Source organism: Cryobacterium melibiosiphilum (genome assembly GCF_003602235.1).
GTDB classification, from domain to species: Bacteria; Actinomycetota; Actinomycetes; order Actinomycetales; family Microbacteriaceae; genus Cryobacterium; species Cryobacterium melibiosiphilum.
On the sequence record NZ_QZVS01000091.1, the window covers coordinates 14,394 to 35,830 of the forward strand.

A 21,437-nucleotide genomic window follows, 5' to 3' on the forward strand; every position below is an offset into this window, starting at 1 on the left:
CTAGTAGATCGGAGCGCTGCTAGTAGATCGGGGTGTGTCTAGTAGGTCGGCGCGATGAGGTTCTCCGGAACCTCTGCGCCCGCAGCCTTGTCGATGAAGAACACCGTGCGGCGTCGACCCTTGATCCCGGCAACCGGAACTTCATCGCGGCTGGCGCCCGCCAGTGCGAGGCCCAGGGCGGATGCCTTATCGGACCCGGCGAGGACCAGCCAGACCCGCTCGGAAGAGTTCAGGACGGGCCTGGTCAGCGTGATGCGCTCAGCCGGTGGCTTGGGGGAGCGGCGCACGGAGAGCACACTCGCCTCCCGTTCCCGAATGGCCGACCGGTGCGGAAACAGCGACGCGATGTGGCCGTCGGGCCCGACGCCGAGGAACGTGATGTCGAAGCTCGGCATCAGTGCACCGGATGGGGCGGTGGAGCTGAGTTCCTCCGCATAGGCGGCGGCGGCGTCATCGAGCTCGACGCCCTCACCGGCCGCTCCCATCGGGTGAACGTTCTCTTCGGGAACGTCGATGTGGTCGAGCAGGGCCACCCGGGCCTGCAATTCATTGCGCTCGGGATCGTGCCGTACCAGCCAACGCTCGTCACCCCACCAGAAATTCACCCGGGTCCAGTCGATCGTGTCCCGAGCCGACGACTCGTTGATCGCCGACAGCACCGCGATACCGACCGAACCTCCGGTCAGGACAACGTGTGCTGCTGCCTGTTCGTCGAGGATGTCGACCATCTTGGTGATGAACCGCGCCGCAACCGCCGTTGCCAGCGCTTCTTTGTCTCGATGAACCAGCACACGCCGTTCGTTGCTCACTATTTCTCCCCAGCCTCGGCGGTGACCTTCTCCTGCATTCCCGGACGCTCGTGCAAACCGGGAAGGCCACGCATGATGACTTCACCATACAGTTCGTCCGGGTCGAGTCGGCGCAGCTCGTCGGCCAGGCAGTCGCGCAGGCTCCGACGTTTGAGCGTCAGGTCCTGCAGCGGTTGTCCCGGCTGGCTGAGCGTGGCCACGTCGGGAATCTCCCGTTCGAGCGAAATGACCCCGGACGTCCGGGTGAGGTGCACACCGTGCACACCGTTCGCGAGCGGGCCGGAGGTCAGCTCGTAGTCGACGGTGACGCCCAGCTGCATCTGCAGCCAAGCCGCCAGCATCGTGGTCGACGGTGACGCGGCCGCTCCGGTTACCTGTACGGCAGTGACAGGGTCATACGGGGGCTGGTCGAGCACCGCGGCCAGCTGGCCCCGCCACAACGTCAGGCGGGTCCACGCGAAGTCGGTGTCACCGGGACGGTAGCTGCTGCACAGGTGGAACAGCGCATCCTGCGGGTGGGACTGCGCCGCGGCATCCGTGATGCGGCGGTTCGCGAGGCGCCCCAGGGGAGTCTCCGAGGGAATCTCGGGGGCCTCTCCCGGCCACCACGTCACGACCGGGGCGTCGGAGAGCAGCAGGCCGGTGACGAGGCTTTCGGGGTCGCTCGCGGCTTCACCGTAGACGCGCAGCAGGATGACCTCGCTCGCGCCGGCGTCGCCGCCCACCCGAATCTCAGCGTCCACGCGGGCAGCGGGCTGCGGGTCACCGGCGTTCGGAACCTGGGTGGAGACCACGATCACCCGCATCGGGTGCTCGCGGGACGCGTCGTTGGCCGCGGCGATGGCCTCCTCTTCGTGGCCGAGGGTCGACGAGATGATGAGCGTGAGTACCCGTCCGAGGGCGACCGCTCCGCCCTCCTCGCGAATGCGCACCAGCGCTTTGGAAATCTTGCTGGTGGTCGTGTTGGGCAGATCAACGATCATGGTCGTCTCCAGGTTCGGCCGTCGCGGGCCAGCAGTTCATCGGCCGAGGAGGGACCCCAGGTTCCGGGGCGGTACTGTTCGGGTTGTCCCTGGGTGGCCCAGTATTCTTCGATCGGATCGAGGATCTTCCACGACAGTTCGACCTCTTCGTGGCGGGGGAACAGGGGCGGGTCGCCGAGCAGAACGTCGAGGATCAAGCGTTCGTAGGCTTCCGGGCTGGCCTCGGTGAAGGCGTGGCCATAGCCGAAGTCCATGGTCACGTCGCGCACCTGCATGTTCACGCCGGGCACTTTGGATCCGAAGCGGATGGTGACACCCTCGTCGGGCTGTACCCGGATGACGAGCGCGTTGTGGCCGAGTTCAGCCGTTTGGCTCGGGGCGAAGAGAAACTGAGGAGCCCGTTTGAAGACGACCGCGATCTCCGTCACGCGGCGGCCGAGACGTTTGCCGGCGCGCAGGTAGAACGGCACTCCGGCCCAACGGCGGGTGTCGATGGTGAGTCGCAGCGCGGCGTAGGTCTCGGTGACGGACTCCGGGTTCATGCCGTCTTCCTCGAGAAAGCCGTCAACCTTTTCACCGCCCTGCCAGCCGCCGGTGTACTGGCCGCGTGCGGTGCCGAGTCCGAGGTCGTCGGGCAGGCGCACCGAGGCGAGCACTTTCTCCTTTTCGGCACGCAGGTCTGCGGCGTCGAAGGAGATGGGCTCCTCCATCGCGGTCAGGGCGAGCAGCTGCAGCAGGTGGTTCTGGATCACGTCGCGGGCGGCACCGATGCCGTCGTAGTAGCCGGCGCGGCCGCCGACGCCGATGTCCTCGGCCATGGTGATCTGTACGTGCTCGACGTGGTTGGCGTTCCACAGCGGCTCGAACATCTGGTTGGCAAAGCGCAGCGCGAGGATGTTCTGCACCGTTTCCTTGCCCAGGTAATGGTCGATGCGAAAGACGGAGTCCGGGGGAAAGACCGATTCGACCACGGCGTTGAGCTCGCGGGCGGTTTTCAGGTCACTTCCGAAGGGCTTTTCGATGACGACGCGGCGCCACTGGCCGTCCTTCTGCTCGGCGAGTCCCGAACGGCGCAGCTGTTCGGTGACCTCCGGGAACGCCTTCGGCGGGATCGACAGGTAGAAGGCATGGTTGCCCATGGTGCCGCGTTCACGGTCGAGTTCTTCGATCGTGTCCTTGAGGCGTTCGAACGCGGCCGGGTCGTCGAAGGTTCCCGAGACGAAGCGGATGCCCTCGGCCAGTTGGGCCCAGACATCCTCGTGAAAGTCGGTGCGGGCGTGTTCCTTGACCGCGTCGTGAACGACCTGCATGAAGTCTTCGTTGTCCCAGTCGCGGCGGGCGAAGCCGACCAGGGCGAAGCCCGGGGGGAGCAGGCCGCGGTTGGCGAGATCGTAGACCGCGGGCATGAGTTTCTTCCGAGCGAGGTCACCGGTGACGCCGAAGATGACGAGGCTGCTGGGCCCCGCGATTCTGTTCAGGCGATAGTCAGAGGGTGAACGCAGCGGGTTGAACTCCGGGGTGATTTCCACCGGTGACATGCAGCTCCTTCGGGGAGGTATGGGGTATCGAACGGGACGGGGCCCGAAGGCCCCGTCCGATGGTGCTGGTGGTGCGGGTGGAGCGCGTGCAGGTGTAGATCGAGCCTACTTGAGTGCCGCGAAGAGGGTCGCGAGGTTCGCGGCCGGATCCGTCAGCGTCAGCGTGAGCACCGGGCGACCGGCGGCCGCGAGAACGCTCGCGTCGCCGCTGGCCTGCGCCTGCACCAATTCACCGAAGGTGAACGGGCGCTCCGGAATGTCGAGGTCCTCGGCCGGGGTGGCGAGGATCTGCAGGAACACGCCCGTGGCCGGTCCGCCCTTGTGGAACTGACCGGTCGAGTGCAAAAACCGGGGTCCCCAGCCGAAGGTGACGGGACGCTTGGAGAGCGTCGCGACACCGTCGCGCAGGCTGGCGAGCTCGGGAAGCGCCAGACGGTTCACGTAGGCCTGGATGGCCACGTACCCGTCGGGTCCGAGCTCTTCCAGCAGGGCGTCGATCGCCGAGGCGAGGTCACTCGCCGCACCGATGACGTGGGCGGTGCCGCGCACCTCGATGCCGTCCGAGATGAACGCGGCCGGTTCGGGCGCCGGGCGGGAGTCGAGCAGGCCACGCGTCGCGATCTTCGCCGACTCCACGTCGGGCTGGTCGAACGGGTTGATGCCGAGCAGACGGCCGGCGACGACGGTCGCGTATTCCCAGACCAGGAACTGCGCGCCGAGGGTTCCGCTGACGCGGATCTCATCGGTGCCGTCGTCGAGCAGGATCTCGGTTCCGGCGTCCGCGACCACGCGCACGAGCTGCACGTCGGGCAGGGCCGCCGTCAGCTCGGGTGCGGTCGCTTCAATGACGACGGGCAGGATGCCGCGGCCGAGCTTGCCGGTCGACTCAGCGATGAGCTGTTCGACCCAGTCGGCGAAGCCCACGATGTGGGTGCCGTCGGCGAGGATCGCGAGCTTATCGCGGCGGGGAACGGTCGCGGCAATCGCCGCGCCGAGCACCAGTCCGGGGTTCTCGGGAGAGTCGACGGCGACGGACAGGGCGATCGCCTCGGCCTCGTCGAGCAGGGCGCCGATGTCGACGCCGGCGAGGCCCGACGGCACGAGCCCGAAGGCGGTCAGGGCCGAATAGCGCCCGCCCACGTTCGGGTCGGCCGTGAACACGCGGTAGCCGGCGGCGGTAGCGGATGCCTCGAGCGGCGAACCGGGGTCCGTCACCACGATGATGCGCTCGGCCGGGTCGATGCCGGCGGCCAGGTAGGCGCGTTCGAAGACACGGCGCTGGCTGTCGGTTTCGACCGTCGAACCCGACTTGCTCGACACCACGAGCGCCGAGGTGGCGAGGTTGGTGCCGAGGGCGGCGAGCACCTGGCCGGGGTCGGTCGCGTCGAGCACGGTGAGTTCAACGCCCGCGGTGCGGGTGATGACCTCGGGGGCCAGCGACGAACCGCCCATGCCGGCGAGGTTGATGTGCGTGATGCCGCGAGCGTGCAGGTCGTCGCGCAGGGCGACGATCTCGGCGACGAGCGGGCGGGAGATCGCGACGGACTCGGTCCAGCCGAGGCGCAGGGCGGCCTCGGACTGGGCGTCCGGACCCCAGAGGGCCGGGTCGAGGGCCGTGATGCCGGAGGCGACGAGGTCATCGACCAGGGTCGGCACGGCGGAGCGAACGGCCGCGGCCGCCGCCCCGCTCACCGAAATGCGAAAGCTCATCGAAGGACCTTGGCGGCGTCGAGCGCCGACTGAACCGTTTCGAGCAGTTCGTTCCAGGAGATGACGAACTTCGCGACGCCTTCTTCTTCGAGCACGCGGGTGACGTCATCGTAGGAGATACCCTGCGCCGCGAGGGCGTCGAGCACGGCGTTGGCCTCGGCGTAGGAGCCGGTGACCGAGTCGGCGGGGATGACGCCGTGCTCGAAGGTGGCCTGCATGGTCTTCTCGGGCATGGTGTTGACGACCTCGGGCGCGACCAGCTCGGTCACGTAGAGGGTGTCGGGCAGGCTGGCATCCTTGACACCGGTCGAAGCCCAGAGCGGGCGTTGCTTGGTGCCGCCGGCGGCGAGCAGGCCCAGGGCTCGCTCGCTCGCGAAGGCCTGCTCGAAGACCTCATAGGCCAGCTGCGCGTTGGCGACGCCGGCCTTGCTCTTCAGGGCGAGGGCGTCGGGGGTGCCAATGGCCTCGAGGCGGGCGTTGATCTCGGTGTCGACGCGCGAGACGAAGAACGAGGCGACGGAGTGGATCGTGGAGAGATCGATTCCGGCGGCCTTGGCCTTCTCGAGGCCGGACAGGTACGCGTTGATGACCTGACGGTGACGCTCGAGGCTGAAGATCAGGGTGACGTTGACGCTGATGCCGAGCGCGATGGTCTCGGTGATCGCCTCGAGGCCCTCGATGGTCGCGGGGATCTTGATCATCGCGTTCGGGCGGTTGACCTTCGCCCACAGTTCCTGGGCCTGCGCGACGGTTCCGGCGGCGTCGTGGGCGAGACCGGGCTCGACCTCGATCGAGACGCGGCCGTCTTCGCCGTGGGTGCGGTCATAGACGGGGCGGAAGATGTCGCTCGCGGCGGTGACGTCATCCGTCGTGATTTCGAAGACGGCCTCGGCAACGGATACCTCGGCGGCGGCGAGGGCGGCCACCTGGTCGGCGTAGGCCTCACCCTTGGCGAGAGCGCCGGCGAAGATCGTCGGGTTGGTGGTCACGCCGACAACGTTGTGGCTCTCGATGAGCTTCTGCAGCCCGTTCGAGGCGATGCGCTCACGGGACAGGTCGTCGAGCCAGATGCTGACACCGGCGGCGGACAGCTGGGCGAGGGGAGTGGTCTGTTCGGTCATTTTTATTGATCTCCTAGATTCTTGAGTGCGTGGTGGCGGCGCTAGTGCGCGGCAATGGATTCTCTGGCGGCGGCGATGACGGCTTCGGTCGTGATGCCGAATTCGCGGAACAGGGTCTGGTAGTCCGCCGAGGCACCGAAGTGCTCGATGGAGACGCTGCGGCCGCGGTCTCCCACGATGCCGCGCCAGGTGAGGCCGATTCCGGCTTCAACGGAGACGCGGGCGGTGATGGCGGCCGGCAGAACGGACTCGCGGTACTCCGCGGTCTGCTCGTCGAACCATTCGAGGCAGGGCGCCGACACCACGCGGGCGTTGATGCCGTCGGCCTTGAGTGCTTCGCGGGCGTCGACCGCGAGCTGGACTTCACTGCCGGTGCCGATGAGGATCACGTCGGGGGTGCCATTGGCCGCCTCGGCGAGCACATACGCACCGTGCTTGGCCAGTTCGGCGGATGCGAAGGTGTCACCCTCGGCTGCTCCTTCGCCGCGAGCGAACACCGGGATGTTCTGGCGCGTCAGGGCGATGCCGGCCGGGCCGTTACGACGCTCGAGCATGGTGCGCCAGGCGACGCCGACCTCGGTGGCGTCGCCGGGGCGCACCACGTCGAGTCCGGGGATGGCGCGCAGGGTCGCGAGCTGTTCGATCGGCTGGTGGGTGGGGCCGTCTTCGCCGAGAGCGACCGAGTCGTGGGTCCAGACGAAGATCGACGGCGCCTTCATGAGCGCGGCGAGACGCACGGCCGGGCGCATGTAGTCGCTGAAGATGAGGAACGTGCCGCCGAAGGGGCGGGTGTTCCCGTGCAGCACGATGCCGTTGAGGATCGCCGCCATGGCGTGCTCGCGGATGCCGAAGTGCAGCACCCGTCCGTACTCGTTGCCGGTCCAGGCACCGGTGGAGTGCTCGCTCGGGATGAACGAGGCGGCACCGCCGATGGTGGTGTTGTTCGACTCGGCCAGGTCGGCCGAACCGCCCCAGAGCTCGGGGATGACCTCGCCGAGGGCGGTGAGGACCTTGCCGGACGCGGCACGGGTGGAGACGGCGGTGCCGGCGGGGAAGACGGGCAGGGCCTCGTCGACACCGTCGGGCAGGTCGCCCCTGAGCACGCGGTCGAGCAGCACCTTGCGGTCGGGGTTGGCGAGGGCCCAGGCATCGAAGCCGATGGTCCACTCGGCGTGTGCGGCAGCGCCGCGGGTGAGGGCCTGGCGGGTGTGCGCGATGACCTCGGGGGCCACATCGAAGCTCTTCTCCGGGTCGAAGCCGAGCACGGTCTTGACGCCGGCGAGTTCTTCGGCGCCGAGCGCCGAGCCGTGGATCTTGCCGGTGTTCTGCTTCTTCGGTGCCGGCCAGCCGATGATCGTCTTGAGGATGATCAGCGACGGCTTGTCGGTGACGCCCTGGGCGGCGGTGATGGCGGCGTTCAGCTCGGCGACGTCTTCGACGTAGGAGCCGGTCTTCTTCCAGTCGACGGTCTGCACGTGCCAGTTGTAGGCGTCGTAGCGGGCGGCGACATCCTCGGTGAAGGCGATGTTGGTGTCGTCTTCGATCGAGATCTGGTTGCTGTCGTAGATGGCAATCAGGTTGCCGAGCTGCTGGTGGCCGGCGAGCGAGGATGCCTCGCTCGTGATGCCCTCCTGCAGGTCGCCGTCACCGGCGATGACGTAGACGAAGTGGTCGAACGGGCTCTCGCCGGCCGCGGTGTCGGGGTCGAACAGGCCACGCTCGAAGCGCGAGGCGTAGGCGAAGCCCACCGCCGAGGAGAGTCCCTGGCCGAGCGGGCCGGTGGTGATCTCCACGCCGTCGGTGTGGCCGTATTCCGGGTGGCCCGGAGTCTTGGAACCCCAGGTGCGCAGGGCCTTGAGGTCTTCGAGTTCGAGTCCGTAACCGCCCATGTAGAGCTGCACGTACTGGGTGAGTGAGCTGTGGCCCACCGACAGGATGAAGCGGTCGCGACCGATCCATTCATTGTCGGCCGGGTCGCGGCGCATGACCTTCTGAAAGAGAAGGTACGCGGCGGGAGCGAGGCTCATGGCTGTGCCGGGATGCCCATTTCCAACCTTCTCGACGGCATCGGCCGCGAGAACTCGGGCGGTGTTGACCGCTAGATTGTCGATGGAATCCCACTGCATTGCTGCCACGTGTATTGACCCTTCTCAAGGCGAAGAGGGCGAGTTGTCATAACCCACCCCAGTATCTGAGCGACCGCACACAAGAATGCGTTGTCGCGCCGGTTGACTCGCGATGTCGGGGTGGGGCCCCTGGGGGTGGCCCACGAGTGACAACTGCAATTGGCCAGCCCATTAAGTATACGGATGGCCGCTGGTTCATGTCCTAACGTGACATGAACGGCCCCTGCGGCGGGATGGCCTAGAATTAGAAGGCTTGCGTGGTGTCACACACTCGCGCGGGGTTAGAGGAGCAATGGACGTCGCTTTAGAGAAGACCGCCGTGAGCGGGACCCGCAGCATCCGTCGCACCGTCATGGCGTATGTCGCCCTGACGAAACCGCGTGTGGTCGAACTCCTGCTGGTTGTCACCGCCCCCACCATGATCCTCGCCGAACGCGGGCTGCCGAGCCTCTGGCTCATGGTCGCCACCCTGATCGGTGGCTCGCTGAGCGCCGGTTCGGCGGGCGCGTTCAACTGCTACATCGACCGGGACATCGACCGGGTCATGAACCGCACCAAGCGGCGCCCGCTCGTCACGGGAGAACTGACCGACCGGCAGGCGCTGGTCTTCGCGTGGGTACTGGGTGCGGCATCCATCGCCTGGCTCTGGATCTTCACGAACTGGCTTGCCGCGGCACTCTCGTTCGGCGCCATCCTGCTCTACGTCGTCTTCTACACGATCGTGCTCAAGCGCCGCACCGCGCAGAACATCGTCTGGGGCGGTGTCGCCGGCTGCATGCCCGTGCTCATCGGCTGGGCCGCCGTCACCGGTGACCTGTCCTGGCCCCCGTTCATCCTGTTCATGATCATCTTCCTGTGGACGCCGCCGCACTACTGGCCGCTGTCGATGAAGTACCGCGAGGACTACCGCGCCGCCGGAGTGCCGATGCTCTCGGTGGTGCGCGGTCGTGCCCAAGTGGGCCTGCAGGTCATCCTGTACGCCTGGGCCACCGTCGCCTGCTCGCTGCTGCTGATCCCGGTCGCCGACATGGGTCTGCTCTACACCGGCATCGCCCTCGTCACCGGTGGCTGGTTCATCTACGAGACCCACCGACTGTACAACCTCGCCATCCGCCACGAGCACGTGTCGCCCATGCGCGTGTTCCACGGCTCGATCGCCTACCTCACGCTGCTCTTCGTGGCCGTCGGGGTAGACCCACTCCTCCCCTTCTAGCCCCACTTCCCTTCCGAGAGAAGCGGCTCGCGTGATCGAACCGTAACGTCTCGCTGCGGCCGGATGGGGGTAGTCGTGAGAGACTAGCCCCTCACCCTCGCCTACGGCTCTCAGCCCGCGTCCCCATCCAGTTCGGCACCCGCGCCACCAGCTGCGCCTCTGCCGGTGGCGGTGAATCGGTGCGTGAACGAGGTGAAGAGGTTTTAATGTGTGGGATTTTCTAGGGGATCGTTATGAGCAGATCCTATTCAGCGGGTGGCAACACTTCAGCCTGGTGGTGCAGTGCCTGATCCTCGCGACAGTGCTGGCCGTCGTGCTCGCCGCCCTCGTCTACCGCAGTAAGGCCCTCACCTCCGTGGCCAACTCGGTCTCGGCCATCGGCCTGACCATTCCGGCGTTCGCCCTGATCGGACTGCTGATCGCGCCGCTCGGCTTCGGAGTAGCTCCTGCCGTCATCGTGGTCGCATTCTTCGCGACCCTGCCGATCCTGCGCAACGCCGTTGTCGGGCTGTCCGGCATTGCGCCGTCGATCGTGGAGTCCGCCCGCGGCATCGGCATGAGCCGGTTCCGCACGCTCGTGCAGGTGGAGCTGCCGATGGCCTGGCCGATCATCCTCACCGGCGTTCGAGTCTCTGCCCAGATGGTGATGGGAATCGCGGCTGTCGCCGCGTACTCCCTCGGCCCGGGCCTCGGTGGGTTCATCTTCTCGGGGCTCTCCCGCAGCGGTGGCGCGAACTCACTCGAGTCGGTACTGACCGGTGTTATCGGCGTCATCGTGCTCGCCCTCATTCTTGACCTTCTACTCGTCGGCCTCGGCCGCCTGACCATCCCCCGAGGTATCCGTGTCTGAAACCAGTGCAACCACCACCCCCACCGGGATCACCGGTGCGAGCATCCTGCTCGACCACGTCACCAAACGCTTTCCCGGCCAGGTCAAACCCGCCGTCGACGGCCTCACCATGGAGATCCCGGCCGGCAAGATCGTCATGTTCGTCGGACCCTCGGGCTGCGGCAAGACCACGACCCTGAAGATGATCAACCGCCTCATTGAGCCGACCGAGGGGCGCATCGTCGTCGACGGCGACGACGTCACCGAGATGAATGGTGACACCCTGCGCCGCGGCATCGGCTACGTCATCCAGGCCGGGGGACTCTTCCCGCACATGACCGTCGCGACCAACATCGGCATCGTGCCGAAGATGCTCGGCTGGGACAAGGCGCGCATCGCAGCCCGGGTCGACGAACTGCTCGAGCTCGTCTCCCTCGACCCGGCGCTCTATCGCGACCGCTACCCCAAGGAACTCTCCGGCGGCCAGCAGCAGCGTGTCGGCGTGGCCCGCGCCCTCGCGGCCGACCCGCCCGTGCTTCTCATGGACGAGCCGTTCGGCGCGGTCGACCCGATCACCCGCCTGCGCCTGCAGGACGAACTCCTCAACATCCAGGACGAGCTGCAGAAGACCATCGTCTGCGTCACGCACGACTTCGATGAGGCCGTGAAGCTCGGCGACTGGATCGCCATCTTCAACGAGGGCGCCCAGCTCGAGCAGTACGACACCCCCGAGCGCATCCTCGGCGACCCGGCCAGCGAGTTCGTGGAGAACTTCATCGGCTCCGGCGCCGGCCTCAAGCAGCTCACCCTCACCCGCGTCGAAGAGGTCGGTCTGGCCGAGGCCGTCGTCGGCAACCCCGGCGAACGGGCAGCGGATGTGCTCGCCCGCGTCGCCGAGGCCGGCCACGGCCACGCGGTCATCGTCGACGACCGTCGTCGTCCCATCCAGTGGCTGTCCCGGCGCAAACTCGGCCGACTCGACGTCATCAGCGACGTTCCCGACCCGAAGCTTCCGGTTGTCGGCATCCGAGCCACGCTGAACGACGCGCTCGATACCATGCTCGTCTCGAGCGCCGGCGCCGCTCTCGTCACCGGGCGCCGGGACATGTTCAAGGGTGTCATCGACGTGCAGACCGTCATGGACGCCATCACCCGCTCCCAGACGGCCGCCGTGCTCGAATCCGACCAGGCACCCGTCGGGCTCAACACCGGCATGTTCCAGGTGCAGGCCTCGGCCGCTTCGGCCGCCTCGGCCGCTTCGGTCGATTCGGTCGCTGAAGCTGCCGACGAGCTCGCGGCAGACACCCGGGCCGCGCAGTGAATACCCGCACCCTGAACGCTGAAGCCGGTATCGCCGGGGGAGACTCGGCCGCCGGCATCCCGGTCGACCCGGCCGCGTCGACCGCCACCGTCAGCCGTGGCCGCGCCATCTGGGCATCGTGGAAGGGCCTGGTCTACCAGCTCGCCGGCATCATTCTCGCGTGCCTCGCGCTGCTGGTCTGGCTGCTGACGGCAGACCTCTCCACGATCGAACTCACGACGCTGGCCCCGGCCGCGCTGTGGGGATATACCGTGGAGCATCTGCAGCTGACGCTGCTCGCGGCAGCCATCGTGCTCGTCATCGCCATTCCGCTCGGTATCGCCCTGACGCGCAAGCCGCTTCGGTTTCTCACTGCTCCGGTACTCGCGATCGCGAACTTCGGCCAGGCCGCACCCGCGGTCGGTGTCGTGGTGCTGCTGGCCCTGTGGGTCGGCTTCAGCTTCTGGGCGGCGACGCTGAGCCTCGTGCTCTACGCCGTGCTCCCCGTGCTGCGCAACACGATGATCGGTCTCGACCAGGTGGACGCGCGCCTCGTCGAAGCCGGCCGCGGCATGGGAATGAGCGCCACCGCGGTGCTGTTCACGGTGGAGCTTCCGCTCGCCGTGCCGGTGATGCTCTCCGGAGTGCGCACCGCCCTGGTGCTGCTGGTCGGCACCGCGGCCCTCGCGACGTTCATCAACGGTGGCGGCCTCGGCATCCTCATCACGACCGGCGTCAACCTGTCACTGACCACGGTGCTCGTCACCGGAGCCCTGCTCGTGGCTCTGCTGGCGTTGCTGATCGACTGGGTCGGCCGTGTTGTCGAACACGTCGCCCGCCCGAAGGGACTCTAGATGTACCGTTCTTCCTCTTGCACGTCTTCTTCTCGCACGAATCGCACCCGTCGTGGGGTGCTCACGGCGGGAGTGCTCGCGCTCTCCGCGATCGCCCTGACCGGGTGCGGACTGCAGCCGGTGACCTCCTACGTGCCCCCGGTCGGCCCGGGCTCGATCGTTCCCGTCAATGGCGCGGGGGGCGTGGACCTCACGGTCACCTCGAAGAACTTCACCGAACAGCTGCTGCTCGGCAAGATCGCGGTCATCGCCGGAACCGCCGCCGGCTTCGACGTCACCGACCTCAGCAATGTGCCCGGCAGCCAGCCGGCCCGCGAGCTGCTCTTGTCCGGGCAGGCCGACGTGCTCTGGGAGTACACCGGCACGGCGTGGCTGACCTATCTCGGCCAGGCCGAGGCCATCAGCGACCAGGACGAGATGTGGCAGGCCGTCTACGACGTCGACATCGAAAACGGGGTCACCTGGGGTGAACCGGCTCCGATGAACAACACCTACGCGATGGCCGTGCGCACCGAGGCGGTCGCCGAACTCGGCGGCATCTCGACCATGTCCGAGCTCGCCGCGCTGCCGGTGGAGGCCCGCACGTTCTGCGTGGAATCCGAATTCAACTCCCGCCCCGACGGCCTGAACCCCATGCTCGCCCACTACGGCATGGAACGTGGTGCGGCAGACAGCGTGCCGGATAGCAACGTGGGCATCTACGACACCGGCGCGATCTACAGCGCGACCGACGCCGGCGCGTGCAACTTCGGGGAGGTCTTCACGACCGACGGGCGAATCGACGCCCTCGACCTCACCGTGCTGACCGACGATCTCTCGTTCTTCCCCGCCTACAACGTGGCGCCGGTCTTCTTCAGTGAGACCATCGCGACCTACCCGGAGCTGGAGGAGATCTTCGCGCAGATCTCGCCGAAGCTCACCGACGAGGTGCTGCGCGTCATGAACCGCGAGGTCGACGTCGACGGCGAAGAACCCGCCGACGTCGCCTACGCGTGGATGCTCGACGAGGGATTCATCACCGACCCGAGCGAGTAACCGCCGAGCAGGCATGAAAAAACCCCGCGTCCTCGGACGCGGGGTTTTTCTCTGCCCGTTGTCAGTGGTTGCTCAGCACCGGTTCGGTCGAGGCGGATGCTGCCGACTCGGTGCCCGGGGCATCCGTCACCTTTTTGAGGCTCAGGATCGTGACCGTCATCACGGCGGCGAGGATGCTCGCGAGCACCATGTGCGTACCCACCAGCACGGCCGGAAGGCCGAAGTTCGCCTGCACCAGTCCGATGGCGATCTGAGCGATCTCGACCAGGAGGAGCACGGCGACCCAGCGCCGCACGGGCAGGCGACGGGCAGCGGATACCGCCAGCAGTACGAGCGTGAGGAAGAACATCACGTAGGCAGGCCAGGCGTGCAGGTGTTCGAGAAGCTCGACGTTGAACCCGCTGCGACCGGCATCGATGTCCCCGGAGTGCGGGCCGGACGCCGTGGTGAGCACCCCGACGGCGATCGTGATCGCGACGAAGAAGCTTGTCGCGTGGGTCAGGGCGAGAACCACGACCGGAACGATTCGGGTGCGGGCCCCGACGGGGGAGTAGACGCGGTAGACGAGCACGGCGGCGACGCAGACCATGAGCAGCGAGGCGATGTAGTGGAAGCCGACGATGAACGGGTTCAGCCCGGTCAACACGGTCACCCCGCCGACCAGGGCCTGGGCGACGATGCCGCCGATCAGCACGAGGGACAGCACGAACAGGTCGCGGCGTTCGCGGCGCAGGTTCCACAGCAGGATGACGGCGACGATCGCGATGATGCCGATGACCCCGGTCATCAGCCGGTTGGCGAACTCGATGACGCCGTGGATGCCCATTTCCGAGGTCGGAATGAGCGAGCCCGGCGTGCAGGCCGGCCAGGTCGGACAGCCGAGGCCCGAACCGGTCAGGCGCACAGCGCCACCGGTGCCGATGATCGTGACCTCGCTGATCAGCGAGAGCCAGGCGATCGTGCGTATTTTTCCGTCAATTCGCGTTGGAATCCATCGGGACATCCGGTTCACCACTTCTGCTCTGTTTTTTCGCCTGTATGACGCTGCGCATGTTAAAACCCCGGTAAGCACACCGGTCTTCGGCATCAACCTGTAGAATTGAGCCATTCGGTGGATTCGCGGAGCTGGGACTGCGTCGCAGTTGCACGAGTCCATGAATAGTCTAGGTACGCCGCGTAGCTAGGTACGCACTGTAGCCGTCCACACAATCCATTCTCTGCTGTTTCCGATTTAGGGGGCAGCCGGGGAATGACCGGACTGATATCCGGGTTGTTTCGGATAGGAGAAGAGGTAAGTATGTCGGATGTTCTGCTAGACCGCCCCGATCTTGAGGGCCTGGGTACATATGAATTCGGATGGGCCGACTCGGACAAGGCCGGCGCCTACGCGCGTCGAGGCATTTCCCCGGAGGTCGTCACCGACATTTCCAACCTGAAGAACGAACCGGACTGGATGCTCCAGCGACGCCTGAAGGCGCTGCAGCTGTTCGAGCGCAAGCCGATGCCCACCTGGGGCGCCGACCTGTCCGAGATCGACTTCGACAACATCAAGTACTTCGTGCGTTCCACGGAGAAGCAGGCCCAGACCTGGGAAGACCTGCCCGACGACATCAAGAACACCTACGAGAAGCTCGGCATCCCCGAGGCCGAGCGCCAGCGCCTGGTCTCCGGCGTCGCCGCCCAGTACGAGTCCGAAGTCGTCTACCACCAGATCAACGAAGAGCTCGAAGCCCAGGGCGTCATCTTCATGGACACCGACACGGCGCTCAAGGAGCACCCGGAGTTCTTCGAAGAGTACTTCGGCACCATCATCCCCTCCGGCGACAACAAGTTCGCCGCGCTCAACACGGCCGTCTGGTCGGGCGGCTCGTTCGTCTACGTCCCCCCGGGCGTGCACGTCGAGATTCCGCTCCAGGCCTACTTCCGCATCAACACCGAGAACATGGGCCAGTTCGAGCGCACGCTGATCATCGCCGATGAGGGCAGCTACGTGCACTACATCGAGGGCTGCACCGCCCCGATCTACAAGTCCGACTCGCTGCACTCCGCGGTCGTCGAGATCGTCGTGAAGAAGAACGCCCGCGTTCGCTACACGACCATTCAAAACTGGTCGAACAACGTCTACAACCTGGTCACCAAGCGCGCCACGGCGGGCGAAGGCGCGACCATGGAATGGATCGACGGCAACATCGGCTCCAAGGTCACCATGAAGTACCCGTCCATCTACCTGATGGGCGAGCACGCCAAGGGTGAGACGCTCTCCGTGGCCTTCGCCGGCCCCGGCCAGCACCAGGACGCCGGCGCCAAGATGATCCACATGGCCCCGTACACCCAGTCCTCGATCGTCTCCAAGTCCATCGCTCGCGGTGGCGGACGCAGCGGGTACCGCGGCGAGGTGAGAGTGGATGCATCCGCTCACCACTCCGCGAACACCGTGCGCTGCGACGCGCTCCTGGTCGACACGCAGTCCCGGTCCGACACCTACCCGTCGATAGACATCCGTGTCGACGACGTGCAGCTCGGCCACGAGGCGACCGTCTCGCGGGTCAGCGAAGAGCAGCTCTTCTACCTGATGAGCCGTGGCATGCCCGAAGACGAGGCCATGGCCATGATCGTGCGCGGGTTCATCGAACCCATCGCCCGGGAGCTCCCGATGGAGTACGCCCTTGAACTCAACAAGCTCATTGAAATGGGCATGGAAGGATCCGTCGGCTAAATGTCCGCCGTTCCCACACTCAAGACCACCCCTGCCCCCACCGCACCTCCGGAATCGACAACCCAGCACGGCAACAAGGCGCACACCGACGGACGGTTCGGCTATGTGCCGGTACAGACCCGTTCCGATCGGTTCAAGAGCGTCAACGTCGCCGATTTCGACGCTGTCACCGGTCGTGAAGCCGTCTGGAAGCTTTCCCCGGTCGCCAAGTTCACCGACCTCACGGCCGGTGAGCTTGACGGCTCCGTCTACCCGATCAGCTCAGACCCAGTCGACGGCGTGACCGTCGACTGGGTCGACCGCAGCGATGCCCGCATCGGCACGGCCGGCACGCCCGAAGAACGCGCCGCGGCCAACGCCTGGAGCACCTTCGAGAAGGCCCTCGCGATCACCGTCAGCGGTGAAGAAGCCAAGGAAATCACGGTCACCCGTGCCGACCTCGGCGCCTCGCCGCGTGCCGCGCACGTCATCATCGAGGCCAAGCCCTTCAGCCAGGCCACGGTCATCCTGCAGAATACCGGCGACGCCCGGTTGAGCGAGAACGTCGAGATCATCCTCGGTGAGTCCAGCAACCTCACCGTCGTCAGCGTGCAGGAATGGAACACCGGAGCGGTGCACCTGACCAACCACTTCGCGTCCGTCGGCAAGGACGCACGCCTCAAGCACGTCGTCGTGTCCCTCGGCGGCAGCATCGTGCGCGTCAACCCCTCGGTGCGCCTCGCCGGATCGGGCTCCGACACGCTGCTGCTCGGCCTCTACTTCGCGGATGCCGGCCAGCACCTTGAGCAGCAGGTCTACGTCTTCCACGATGCCCCGCACAGCCGCAGCCGCGTCACCTACAAGGGTGCGCTGCAGGGCCAGGATGCCCGCACGGTCTGGATCGGCGACGTGCTGATCGGCAACAAGGCCGCCGGCACCGACAGCTACGAGCAGAACCGCAACCTGGTGCTGAGCGAAGGCACCCGCGCCGACTCCATCCCGAACCTAGAAATCGAAACCGGCGACATCGTCGGGGCCGGTCACGCGAGTGCCACCGGACGCTTCGACGACGAGCAGCTCTTCTACCTGCAGTCCCGCGGCATCACCGAAGAAGAAGCCCGTCGACTCGTCGTGCGCGGCTTCCTCACCGAGGTGATTCAGCAGATCGGTTCGCCGACTCTGGAAGCCCGCCTGCAGGAGACCATCGAGGCCGAGCTGCTCAGCTCGGCATCGCTGCCCGCCGCCGTTGAGGCTCGCTGACCATGGCCGCCACGAAGATCTGCGGTTTCGACGAGCTCGAACCCAACCAGGCGATCAAGGTCGAGATCGACGGCATCCCGATCGCCGTCGTGCGCGACATGAACGGTGACGTCTTCGCCATCGGCGATACCTGCACGCACGGCGACATCTCGCTGTCCGAGGGGTTCGTCGAGGGCGACACCCTCGAGTGCTGGGCACACGGTTCCATGTTCTCCCTCAAGACGGGAAAGCCGATCACACTGCCCGCCTACGACCCGGTGCCCGTCTACCAGGTTTCCCTGGTCGACGGCGACGTCTACATCGACCCCTCAGTCATCCTCGCGGTCTAACACCCGCGGGTCGACACCAGCCGAGCGCTCGGTGTCACGTATAGAAAGCGAAACAACATCCATGTCAGTTCTTGAAATCAAGGACCTGCACGTCAGCGTTCAGACCGACCAGGGCGTGAAGCAGATCCTGAATGGTGTGAACCTCACCATCAACGAGGGTGAAATCCACGCCATCATGGGCCCGAACGGCTCCGGCAAGTCCACCCTCGCGTACACGATCGCCGGCCACCCCAAGTACCACGTCGAGGGCGGCTCCATCCTGCTCGACGGTGCCGAAGTACTCACCATGACCGTCGACCAGCGTGCCCGCGCCGGCCTGTTCTTGGCCATGCAGTACCCGGTCGAGATTCCCGGCGTCACCGTTACGAACTTCCTGCGCACGGCCAAGACGGCCATCGACGGCGAAGCCCCCGCGATCCGCACCTGGATCAAGGACGTTCGCGGCGCGATGACCAACCTGCGCATGGACAAGTCCTTCGCCGAGCGCAACGTGAACGAGGGCTTCTCCGGTGGCGAGAAGAAGCGCAACGAGATCCTGCAGCTCGAACTCCTCAAGCCGAAGTTCGCTGTTCTTGACGAGACCGACTCCGGCCTCGACGTCGACGCTCTCAAGATCGTGTCCGAGGGCGTGAACCGCGCCAAGGAGAACACCGGCCTGGGCCTGCTGCTCATCACGCACTACACGCGCATCCTGCGCTACATCCACCCCGACTTCGTGCACGTGTTCGTGAACGGCCGGATCGCCGAGCAGGGTGGTCCGGAGCTCGCCGACCGCCTCGAGGACGAGGGCTACGATCGTTTTCTCGTTCCCGAGATCGTAAACTAGTCGCATGGTTTCTTCCCTCACCCCGACGCGCTACGACGAGATCGAAGAAGCGCTCAAAGACGTCATGGACCCTGAGCTCGGCATCAATGTCGTCGACCTCGGGCTCATCTACGACCTCGGCTGGGACGACGAGAACAACGCGCTCGTCATCCACATGACTCTCACCTCGGCCGGCTGCCCGCTGACCGACGTGCTCGAAGAGCAAACCGCCGAAGCCCTCGACGGTGTCGTGGAGCAGTTCCGCATCAACTGGGTCTGGATGCCGCCGTGGGGTCCCGAAAAGATCACCGATGACGGCCGCGACATGATGCGCGCCCTCGGCTTCGCCATGTAGCTCGCACCACCGCGCACGACCGGAACGCCCCGAGAACCTGCCATCTGGCAGGTTCCCGGGGCGTTTTCGCGGATGCCGCGCTCGGTCGAATCTGATTCCACTCGCTAGAAGGGTATGCTAATAAAATGAATGCGCGACGCGAAGCCCAGGCGGCCGGCACCCGGCAAGACATCGTGCGGGCGGCCGGCCGGCTGATGCTGCAGCACGGCTACGTGAAAACCTCGATCGGTGCGATCGCCACCGAGGCGGGCGTCGCCGTGCAGACCATCTACAACTCGGTCGGGTCCAAGGCCGAGCTGCTCGCCGCGCTGCTCGAACGGGCGGCCACTGCGAGCGGCTCACCCGACGCCGTGGCCGCAGCCATGCGCCAGCGCATCGACGACGCGCACTCGGCGAGCGACATCATCCGCGCCCTGGCGGATGGCTGCGCCCTCGTGAACGAACGTACCGCCGGCATCCAGCAGATCGTCAGTGAGGCGGCGGCGGTGGACGCTGACGTTGCGGCCTTCGAACGGCGGCGGGACACGGCCAGGCTGCACTCCTATGGCGAAGACGCGGCGGCCCTGCGCGCTCGGCGCTCCCTGCGGGTCGGGCTCAGCGACCACGAGGCCGCCGCGGCAATCTGGGCACTCGCGCATCCGCACGGCTATCGCACCCTCGTGCGCGACGTCGGCTGGTCCCCGGATACCTATCGGGACTGGCTCGAAAAAACCCTCCGCGGCGCCCTCCTGTAGAATAGACAGTTGGACCGGTCGGTCCACACTTTTTCCCCTCTCCACATCCCTTTCTGAACGGACTATTGCTGTGCTCAACGTGCAAGATCTTCAAATCCGCGTTGGTGCGCGCGTCCTCATGGAGGACGTCAGCTTCCGTGTCTCGGACGGCGACAAGATCGGACTGGTCGGCCGCAATGGCGCCGGCAAGACGACACTGACCAAGACCCTCGCCGGTGAAACCAACCCGACCGCCGGGTCCATCGAGCGCAGCGGCGAAATCGGCTACCTGCCCCAGGACCCGCGCTCCGGCGACCCGGACATGCTCGCCCGCACCCGCATCCTCGATGCCCGCGGCCTCGGCACTATCGCGCTCGGCATGCACGACTCGAGCCTCGCCATGGCGAGCTCCGACGAGAAGATCAGCGCCGCCGCGATGCGCACCTACGGCACCCTGACCGACCAGTTCAACGCCCTCGGCGGCTACTCCGCCGAGGCGGAAGCCTCGGCCATCGCGAGCAACCTGAAGCTGCCCGACCGCATCCTCGACCAGCCGCTGCGCACTCTCTCCGGTGGACAGCGTCGCCGCATCGAGCTGGCCCGCATCCTGTTCTCGGCCGCGGACACGATGATCCTCGACGAGCCCACCAACCACCTCGACGCCGATTCCGTCATCTGGCTGCGCGAGTTCGTGAAGAACTACCGCGGCGGCTGCATCATCATCAGCCACGACATCGAACTCGTCGGCGACACCGTGAACCGGGTCTTCTACCTCGATGCCAACCGTATGGTCATCGACATCTACAACATGGACTGGAAGCACTACATCACGCAGCGGGCAGCGGATGCCGACCGTCGCAAGAAGGAACGCGCCAACGCCGAGAAGAAGGCCTCGACGCTCACCGCGCAGGCCGCGAAATTCGGCGCCAAGGCCAGTAAGGCGGCATCCGCTCACCAGATGGTTGCCCGCGCCGAGAAGCTCCTGTCGGGGCTCGACGACGTGCGCGCCGAAGAGCGCGTGGCCAAGCTGCGGTTCCCCGATCCCGCGCCCTGCGGCCGCACCCCGATCATGGCGACGAACCTGTCGAAGAGCTACGGCTCGCTCGAGATCTTCGCCTCGGTCGACCTCGCCATCGACCGCGGCTCCAAGGTCGTCATCCTCGGCTTCAACGGTGCCGGCAAGACGACCCTGCTGCGCATGCTCGCCGGCGTCGACGCGCCCGATACCGGAGAGGTTTTGCCCGGTCACGGCCTGCGCATCGGCTATTACGCGCAGGAACACGAGACCATCGACGTGAAGCGCAGCGTGCTGCAGAATATGGTGTCGTCGTCGCCGAACATCACCGAGATGGAAGCCCGGCGCGTGCTCGGCTCGTTCCTGTTCACCGGGGACGACTCGAACAAGCTCGCCGGGGTGCTCTCCGGTGGCGAGAAGACCCGTCTCGCGCTGGCCATGATCGTCGTCTCGGGCGCCAACGTGCTGCTGCTCGATGAGCCCACTAACAACCTCGACCCGGCCAGCCGTGAAGAGATCCTCGACGCCCTGGCGCACTACACCGGCGCCGTGGTTCTGGTCAGCCACGATGAGGGAGCCGTGGAGGCCCTGAACCCGGAGCGCGTGCTGATCATGCCCGACGGCACCGAGGACCACTGGAACAAGGACTACCTCGAGCTCATCTCGCTCGCGTAGCGCCACACGACACGAGCCCGGTCAGGAATCTTCCTGACCGGGCTCGTGTCGTGTGTGCTGCCTGCTGGCCGG

Annotated in this window: 19 protein-coding genes; 12 read left to right on the forward strand and 7 right to left on the reverse strand. The window is 66.4% G+C overall.

Features of this window, described 5'->3' with window-relative positions; all coding sequences use genetic code 11:
* Positions 1–38: 38 nt before the first annotated feature.
* The 6 genes from pgl to tkt form a co-directional block, all read right to left on the reverse strand.
* Positions 39–809 carry a 6-phosphogluconolactonase gene (pgl, locus tag D6T64_RS15415; protein ID WP_119975577.1) on the reverse strand — a complete coding sequence of 257 codons (771 nt, stop codon included), beginning with the start codon at positions 807–809 and terminating at the stop codon, positions 39–41.
* The gene (locus tag D6T64_RS15420) at positions 809–1,792 is read right to left on the reverse strand and encodes a glucose-6-phosphate dehydrogenase assembly protein OpcA (RefSeq protein ID WP_119975578.1); all 984 of its coding nucleotides are present in this window, start codon (positions 1,790–1,792) and stop codon (positions 809–811) included. Before D6T64_RS15420 ends, pgl begins: the two co-directional genes overlap by 1 nt.
* On the reverse strand, positions 1,789–3,330 hold the full coding sequence (zwf, locus tag D6T64_RS15425; protein WP_119975579.1) for a glucose-6-phosphate dehydrogenase: 1,542 nt from the start codon (positions 3,328–3,330) through the stop codon (positions 1,789–1,791). Before zwf ends, D6T64_RS15420 begins: the two co-directional genes overlap by 4 nt.
* 105 nt (positions 3,331–3,435) lie before the next feature.
* The gene (locus D6T64_RS15430) at positions 3,436–5,040 is read right to left on the reverse strand and encodes a glucose-6-phosphate isomerase (RefSeq protein ID WP_119975580.1); all 1,605 of its coding nucleotides are present in this window, start codon (positions 5,038–5,040) and stop codon (positions 3,436–3,438) included.
* Positions 5,037–6,161, reverse strand: a complete 1,125-nt coding sequence (gene tal, locus D6T64_RS15435; protein WP_119975581.1) for a transaldolase — start codon at positions 6,159–6,161, stop codon at positions 5,037–5,039. The genes D6T64_RS15430 and tal overlap by 4 nt, the downstream gene beginning before the upstream one ends.
* Positions 6,162–6,202: 41 nt before the next feature.
* A complete protein-coding gene (tkt, locus tag D6T64_RS15440) occupies positions 6,203–8,296 on the reverse strand; it encodes a transketolase (RefSeq protein ID WP_119975582.1) in 2,094 nt (697 codons plus the stop codon).
* 283 nt (positions 8,297–8,579) lie between these two features.
* Here tkt and D6T64_RS15445 point away from each other — a divergent pair, with 283 nt between their 5' ends.
* The 5 genes from D6T64_RS15445 to D6T64_RS15465 all read left to right on the forward strand — a co-directional run bounded on the left by D6T64_RS15445 (position 8,580) and on the right by D6T64_RS15465 (position 13,518).
* Positions 8,580–9,500 carry a heme o synthase gene (locus tag D6T64_RS15445; RefSeq protein ID WP_119975583.1) on the forward strand — a complete coding sequence of 307 codons (921 nt, stop codon included), beginning with the start codon at positions 8,580–8,582 and terminating at the stop codon, positions 9,498–9,500.
* A gap of 208 nt (positions 9,501–9,708) precedes the next feature.
* Positions 9,709–10,350 (forward strand): ABC transporter permease, encoded by a 642-nt coding sequence (locus tag D6T64_RS15450; RefSeq protein WP_119975584.1) that lies wholly within the window; start codon positions 9,709–9,711, stop codon positions 10,348–10,350.
* Positions 10,343–11,650 (forward strand): ATP-binding cassette domain-containing protein, encoded by a 1,308-nt coding sequence (locus tag D6T64_RS15455; RefSeq protein WP_233551229.1) that lies wholly within the window; start codon positions 10,343–10,345, stop codon positions 11,648–11,650. The genes D6T64_RS15450 and D6T64_RS15455 overlap by 8 nt, the downstream gene beginning before the upstream one ends.
* Positions 11,651–11,757: 107 nt before the next feature.
* A complete protein-coding gene (locus D6T64_RS15460; RefSeq protein WP_119975685.1) occupies positions 11,758–12,483 on the forward strand; it encodes an ABC transporter permease in 726 nt (241 codons plus the stop codon).
* Positions 12,484–13,518 carry a glycine betaine ABC transporter substrate-binding protein gene (locus D6T64_RS15465; protein ID WP_119975585.1) on the forward strand — a complete coding sequence of 345 codons (1,035 nt, stop codon included), beginning with the start codon at positions 12,484–12,486 and terminating at the stop codon, positions 13,516–13,518.
* A 61-nt stretch (positions 13,519–13,579) separates the two neighbouring features.
* Here the strand turns inward: D6T64_RS15465 and D6T64_RS15470 are convergent, their stop codons facing one another.
* Entirely contained in the window at positions 13,580–14,521 is a 942-nt protein-coding gene (locus tag D6T64_RS15470) for a COX15/CtaA family protein (RefSeq protein WP_119975586.1), read from the reverse strand.
* A gap of 294 nt (positions 14,522–14,815) precedes the next feature.
* Between D6T64_RS15470 and sufB the strand changes: the two genes are divergently transcribed.
* From sufB to D6T64_RS15505, 7 genes are all read left to right on the forward strand, one after another.
* The gene (sufB, locus tag D6T64_RS15475) at positions 14,816–16,234 is read left to right on the forward strand and encodes a Fe-S cluster assembly protein SufB (protein ID WP_119975587.1); all 1,419 of its coding nucleotides are present in this window, start codon (positions 14,816–14,818) and stop codon (positions 16,232–16,234) included.
* Positions 16,235–17,473: a Fe-S cluster assembly protein SufD gene (sufD, locus tag D6T64_RS15480; RefSeq protein ID WP_119975588.1), complete on the forward strand. Its 1,239-nt coding sequence runs from the start codon at positions 16,235–16,237 to the stop codon at positions 17,471–17,473.
* A gap of 2 nt (positions 17,474–17,475) precedes the next feature.
* Positions 17,476–17,802 carry a non-heme iron oxygenase ferredoxin subunit gene (locus D6T64_RS15485; protein WP_119975589.1) on the forward strand — a complete coding sequence of 109 codons (327 nt, stop codon included), beginning with the start codon at positions 17,476–17,478 and terminating at the stop codon, positions 17,800–17,802.
* 61 nt (positions 17,803–17,863) lie between these two features.
* Complete coding sequence (gene sufC / locus D6T64_RS15490) at positions 17,864–18,628, forward strand: Fe-S cluster assembly ATPase SufC (RefSeq protein ID WP_119975590.1); 765 nt, start codon at positions 17,864–17,866, stop codon at positions 18,626–18,628.
* A gap of 4 nt (positions 18,629–18,632) precedes the next feature.
* Complete coding sequence (locus D6T64_RS15495) at positions 18,633–18,962, forward strand: metal-sulfur cluster assembly factor (protein WP_119975591.1); 330 nt, start codon at positions 18,633–18,635, stop codon at positions 18,960–18,962.
* Between the two features lie 125 nt (positions 18,963–19,087).
* On the forward strand, positions 19,088–19,696 hold the full coding sequence (locus D6T64_RS15500; RefSeq protein ID WP_119975592.1) for a TetR/AcrR family transcriptional regulator: 609 nt from the start codon (positions 19,088–19,090) through the stop codon (positions 19,694–19,696).
* Positions 19,697–19,766: 70 nt separating this feature from the next.
* A complete protein-coding gene (locus tag D6T64_RS15505) occupies positions 19,767–21,365 on the forward strand; it encodes an ABC-F family ATP-binding cassette domain-containing protein (protein WP_119975593.1) in 1,599 nt (532 codons plus the stop codon).
* Positions 21,366–21,437: the final 72 nt, after the last annotated feature.

Excerpts from the sequence above, each read along its gene's own strand:
- D6T64_RS15420 (WP_119975578.1), bottom strand. The coding sequence starts at position 1,792 with ATGATCGTTGATCTGCCCAACACGACCACCAGCAAGATTTCCAAAGCG.
- zwf (WP_119975579.1), bottom strand. The coding sequence starts at position 3,330 with ATGTCACCGGTGGAAATCACCCCGGAGTTCAACCCGCTGCGTTCACCC.
- D6T64_RS15430 (WP_119975580.1), bottom strand. The coding sequence starts at position 5,040 with ATGAGCTTTCGCATTTCGGTGAGCGGGGCGGCGGCCGCGGCCGTTCGC.
- tal (WP_119975581.1), bottom strand. The coding sequence starts at position 6,161 with ATGACCGAACAGACCACTCCCCTCGCCCAGCTGTCCGCCGCCGGTGTC.
- D6T64_RS15445 (WP_119975583.1), top strand. The coding sequence starts at position 8,580 with ATGGACGTCGCTTTAGAGAAGACCGCCGTGAGCGGGACCCGCAGCATC.
- D6T64_RS15465 (WP_119975585.1), top strand. The coding sequence starts at position 12,484 with ATGTACCGTTCTTCCTCTTGCACGTCTTCTTCTCGCACGAATCGCACC.
- D6T64_RS15470 (WP_119975586.1), bottom strand. The coding sequence starts at position 14,521 with ATGTCCCGATGGATTCCAACGCGAATTGACGGAAAAATACGCACGATC.
- sufB (WP_119975587.1), top strand. The coding sequence starts at position 14,816 with ATGTCGGATGTTCTGCTAGACCGCCCCGATCTTGAGGGCCTGGGTACA.
- sufD (WP_119975588.1), top strand. The coding sequence starts at position 16,235 with ATGTCCGCCGTTCCCACACTCAAGACCACCCCTGCCCCCACCGCACCT.
- D6T64_RS15485 (WP_119975589.1), top strand. The coding sequence starts at position 17,476 with ATGGCCGCCACGAAGATCTGCGGTTTCGACGAGCTCGAACCCAACCAG.
- sufC (WP_119975590.1), top strand. The coding sequence starts at position 17,864 with ATGTCAGTTCTTGAAATCAAGGACCTGCACGTCAGCGTTCAGACCGAC.
- D6T64_RS15495 (WP_119975591.1), top strand. The coding sequence starts at position 18,633 with ATGGTTTCTTCCCTCACCCCGACGCGCTACGACGAGATCGAAGAAGCG.
- D6T64_RS15500 (WP_119975592.1), top strand. The coding sequence starts at position 19,088 with ATGAATGCGCGACGCGAAGCCCAGGCGGCCGGCACCCGGCAAGACATC.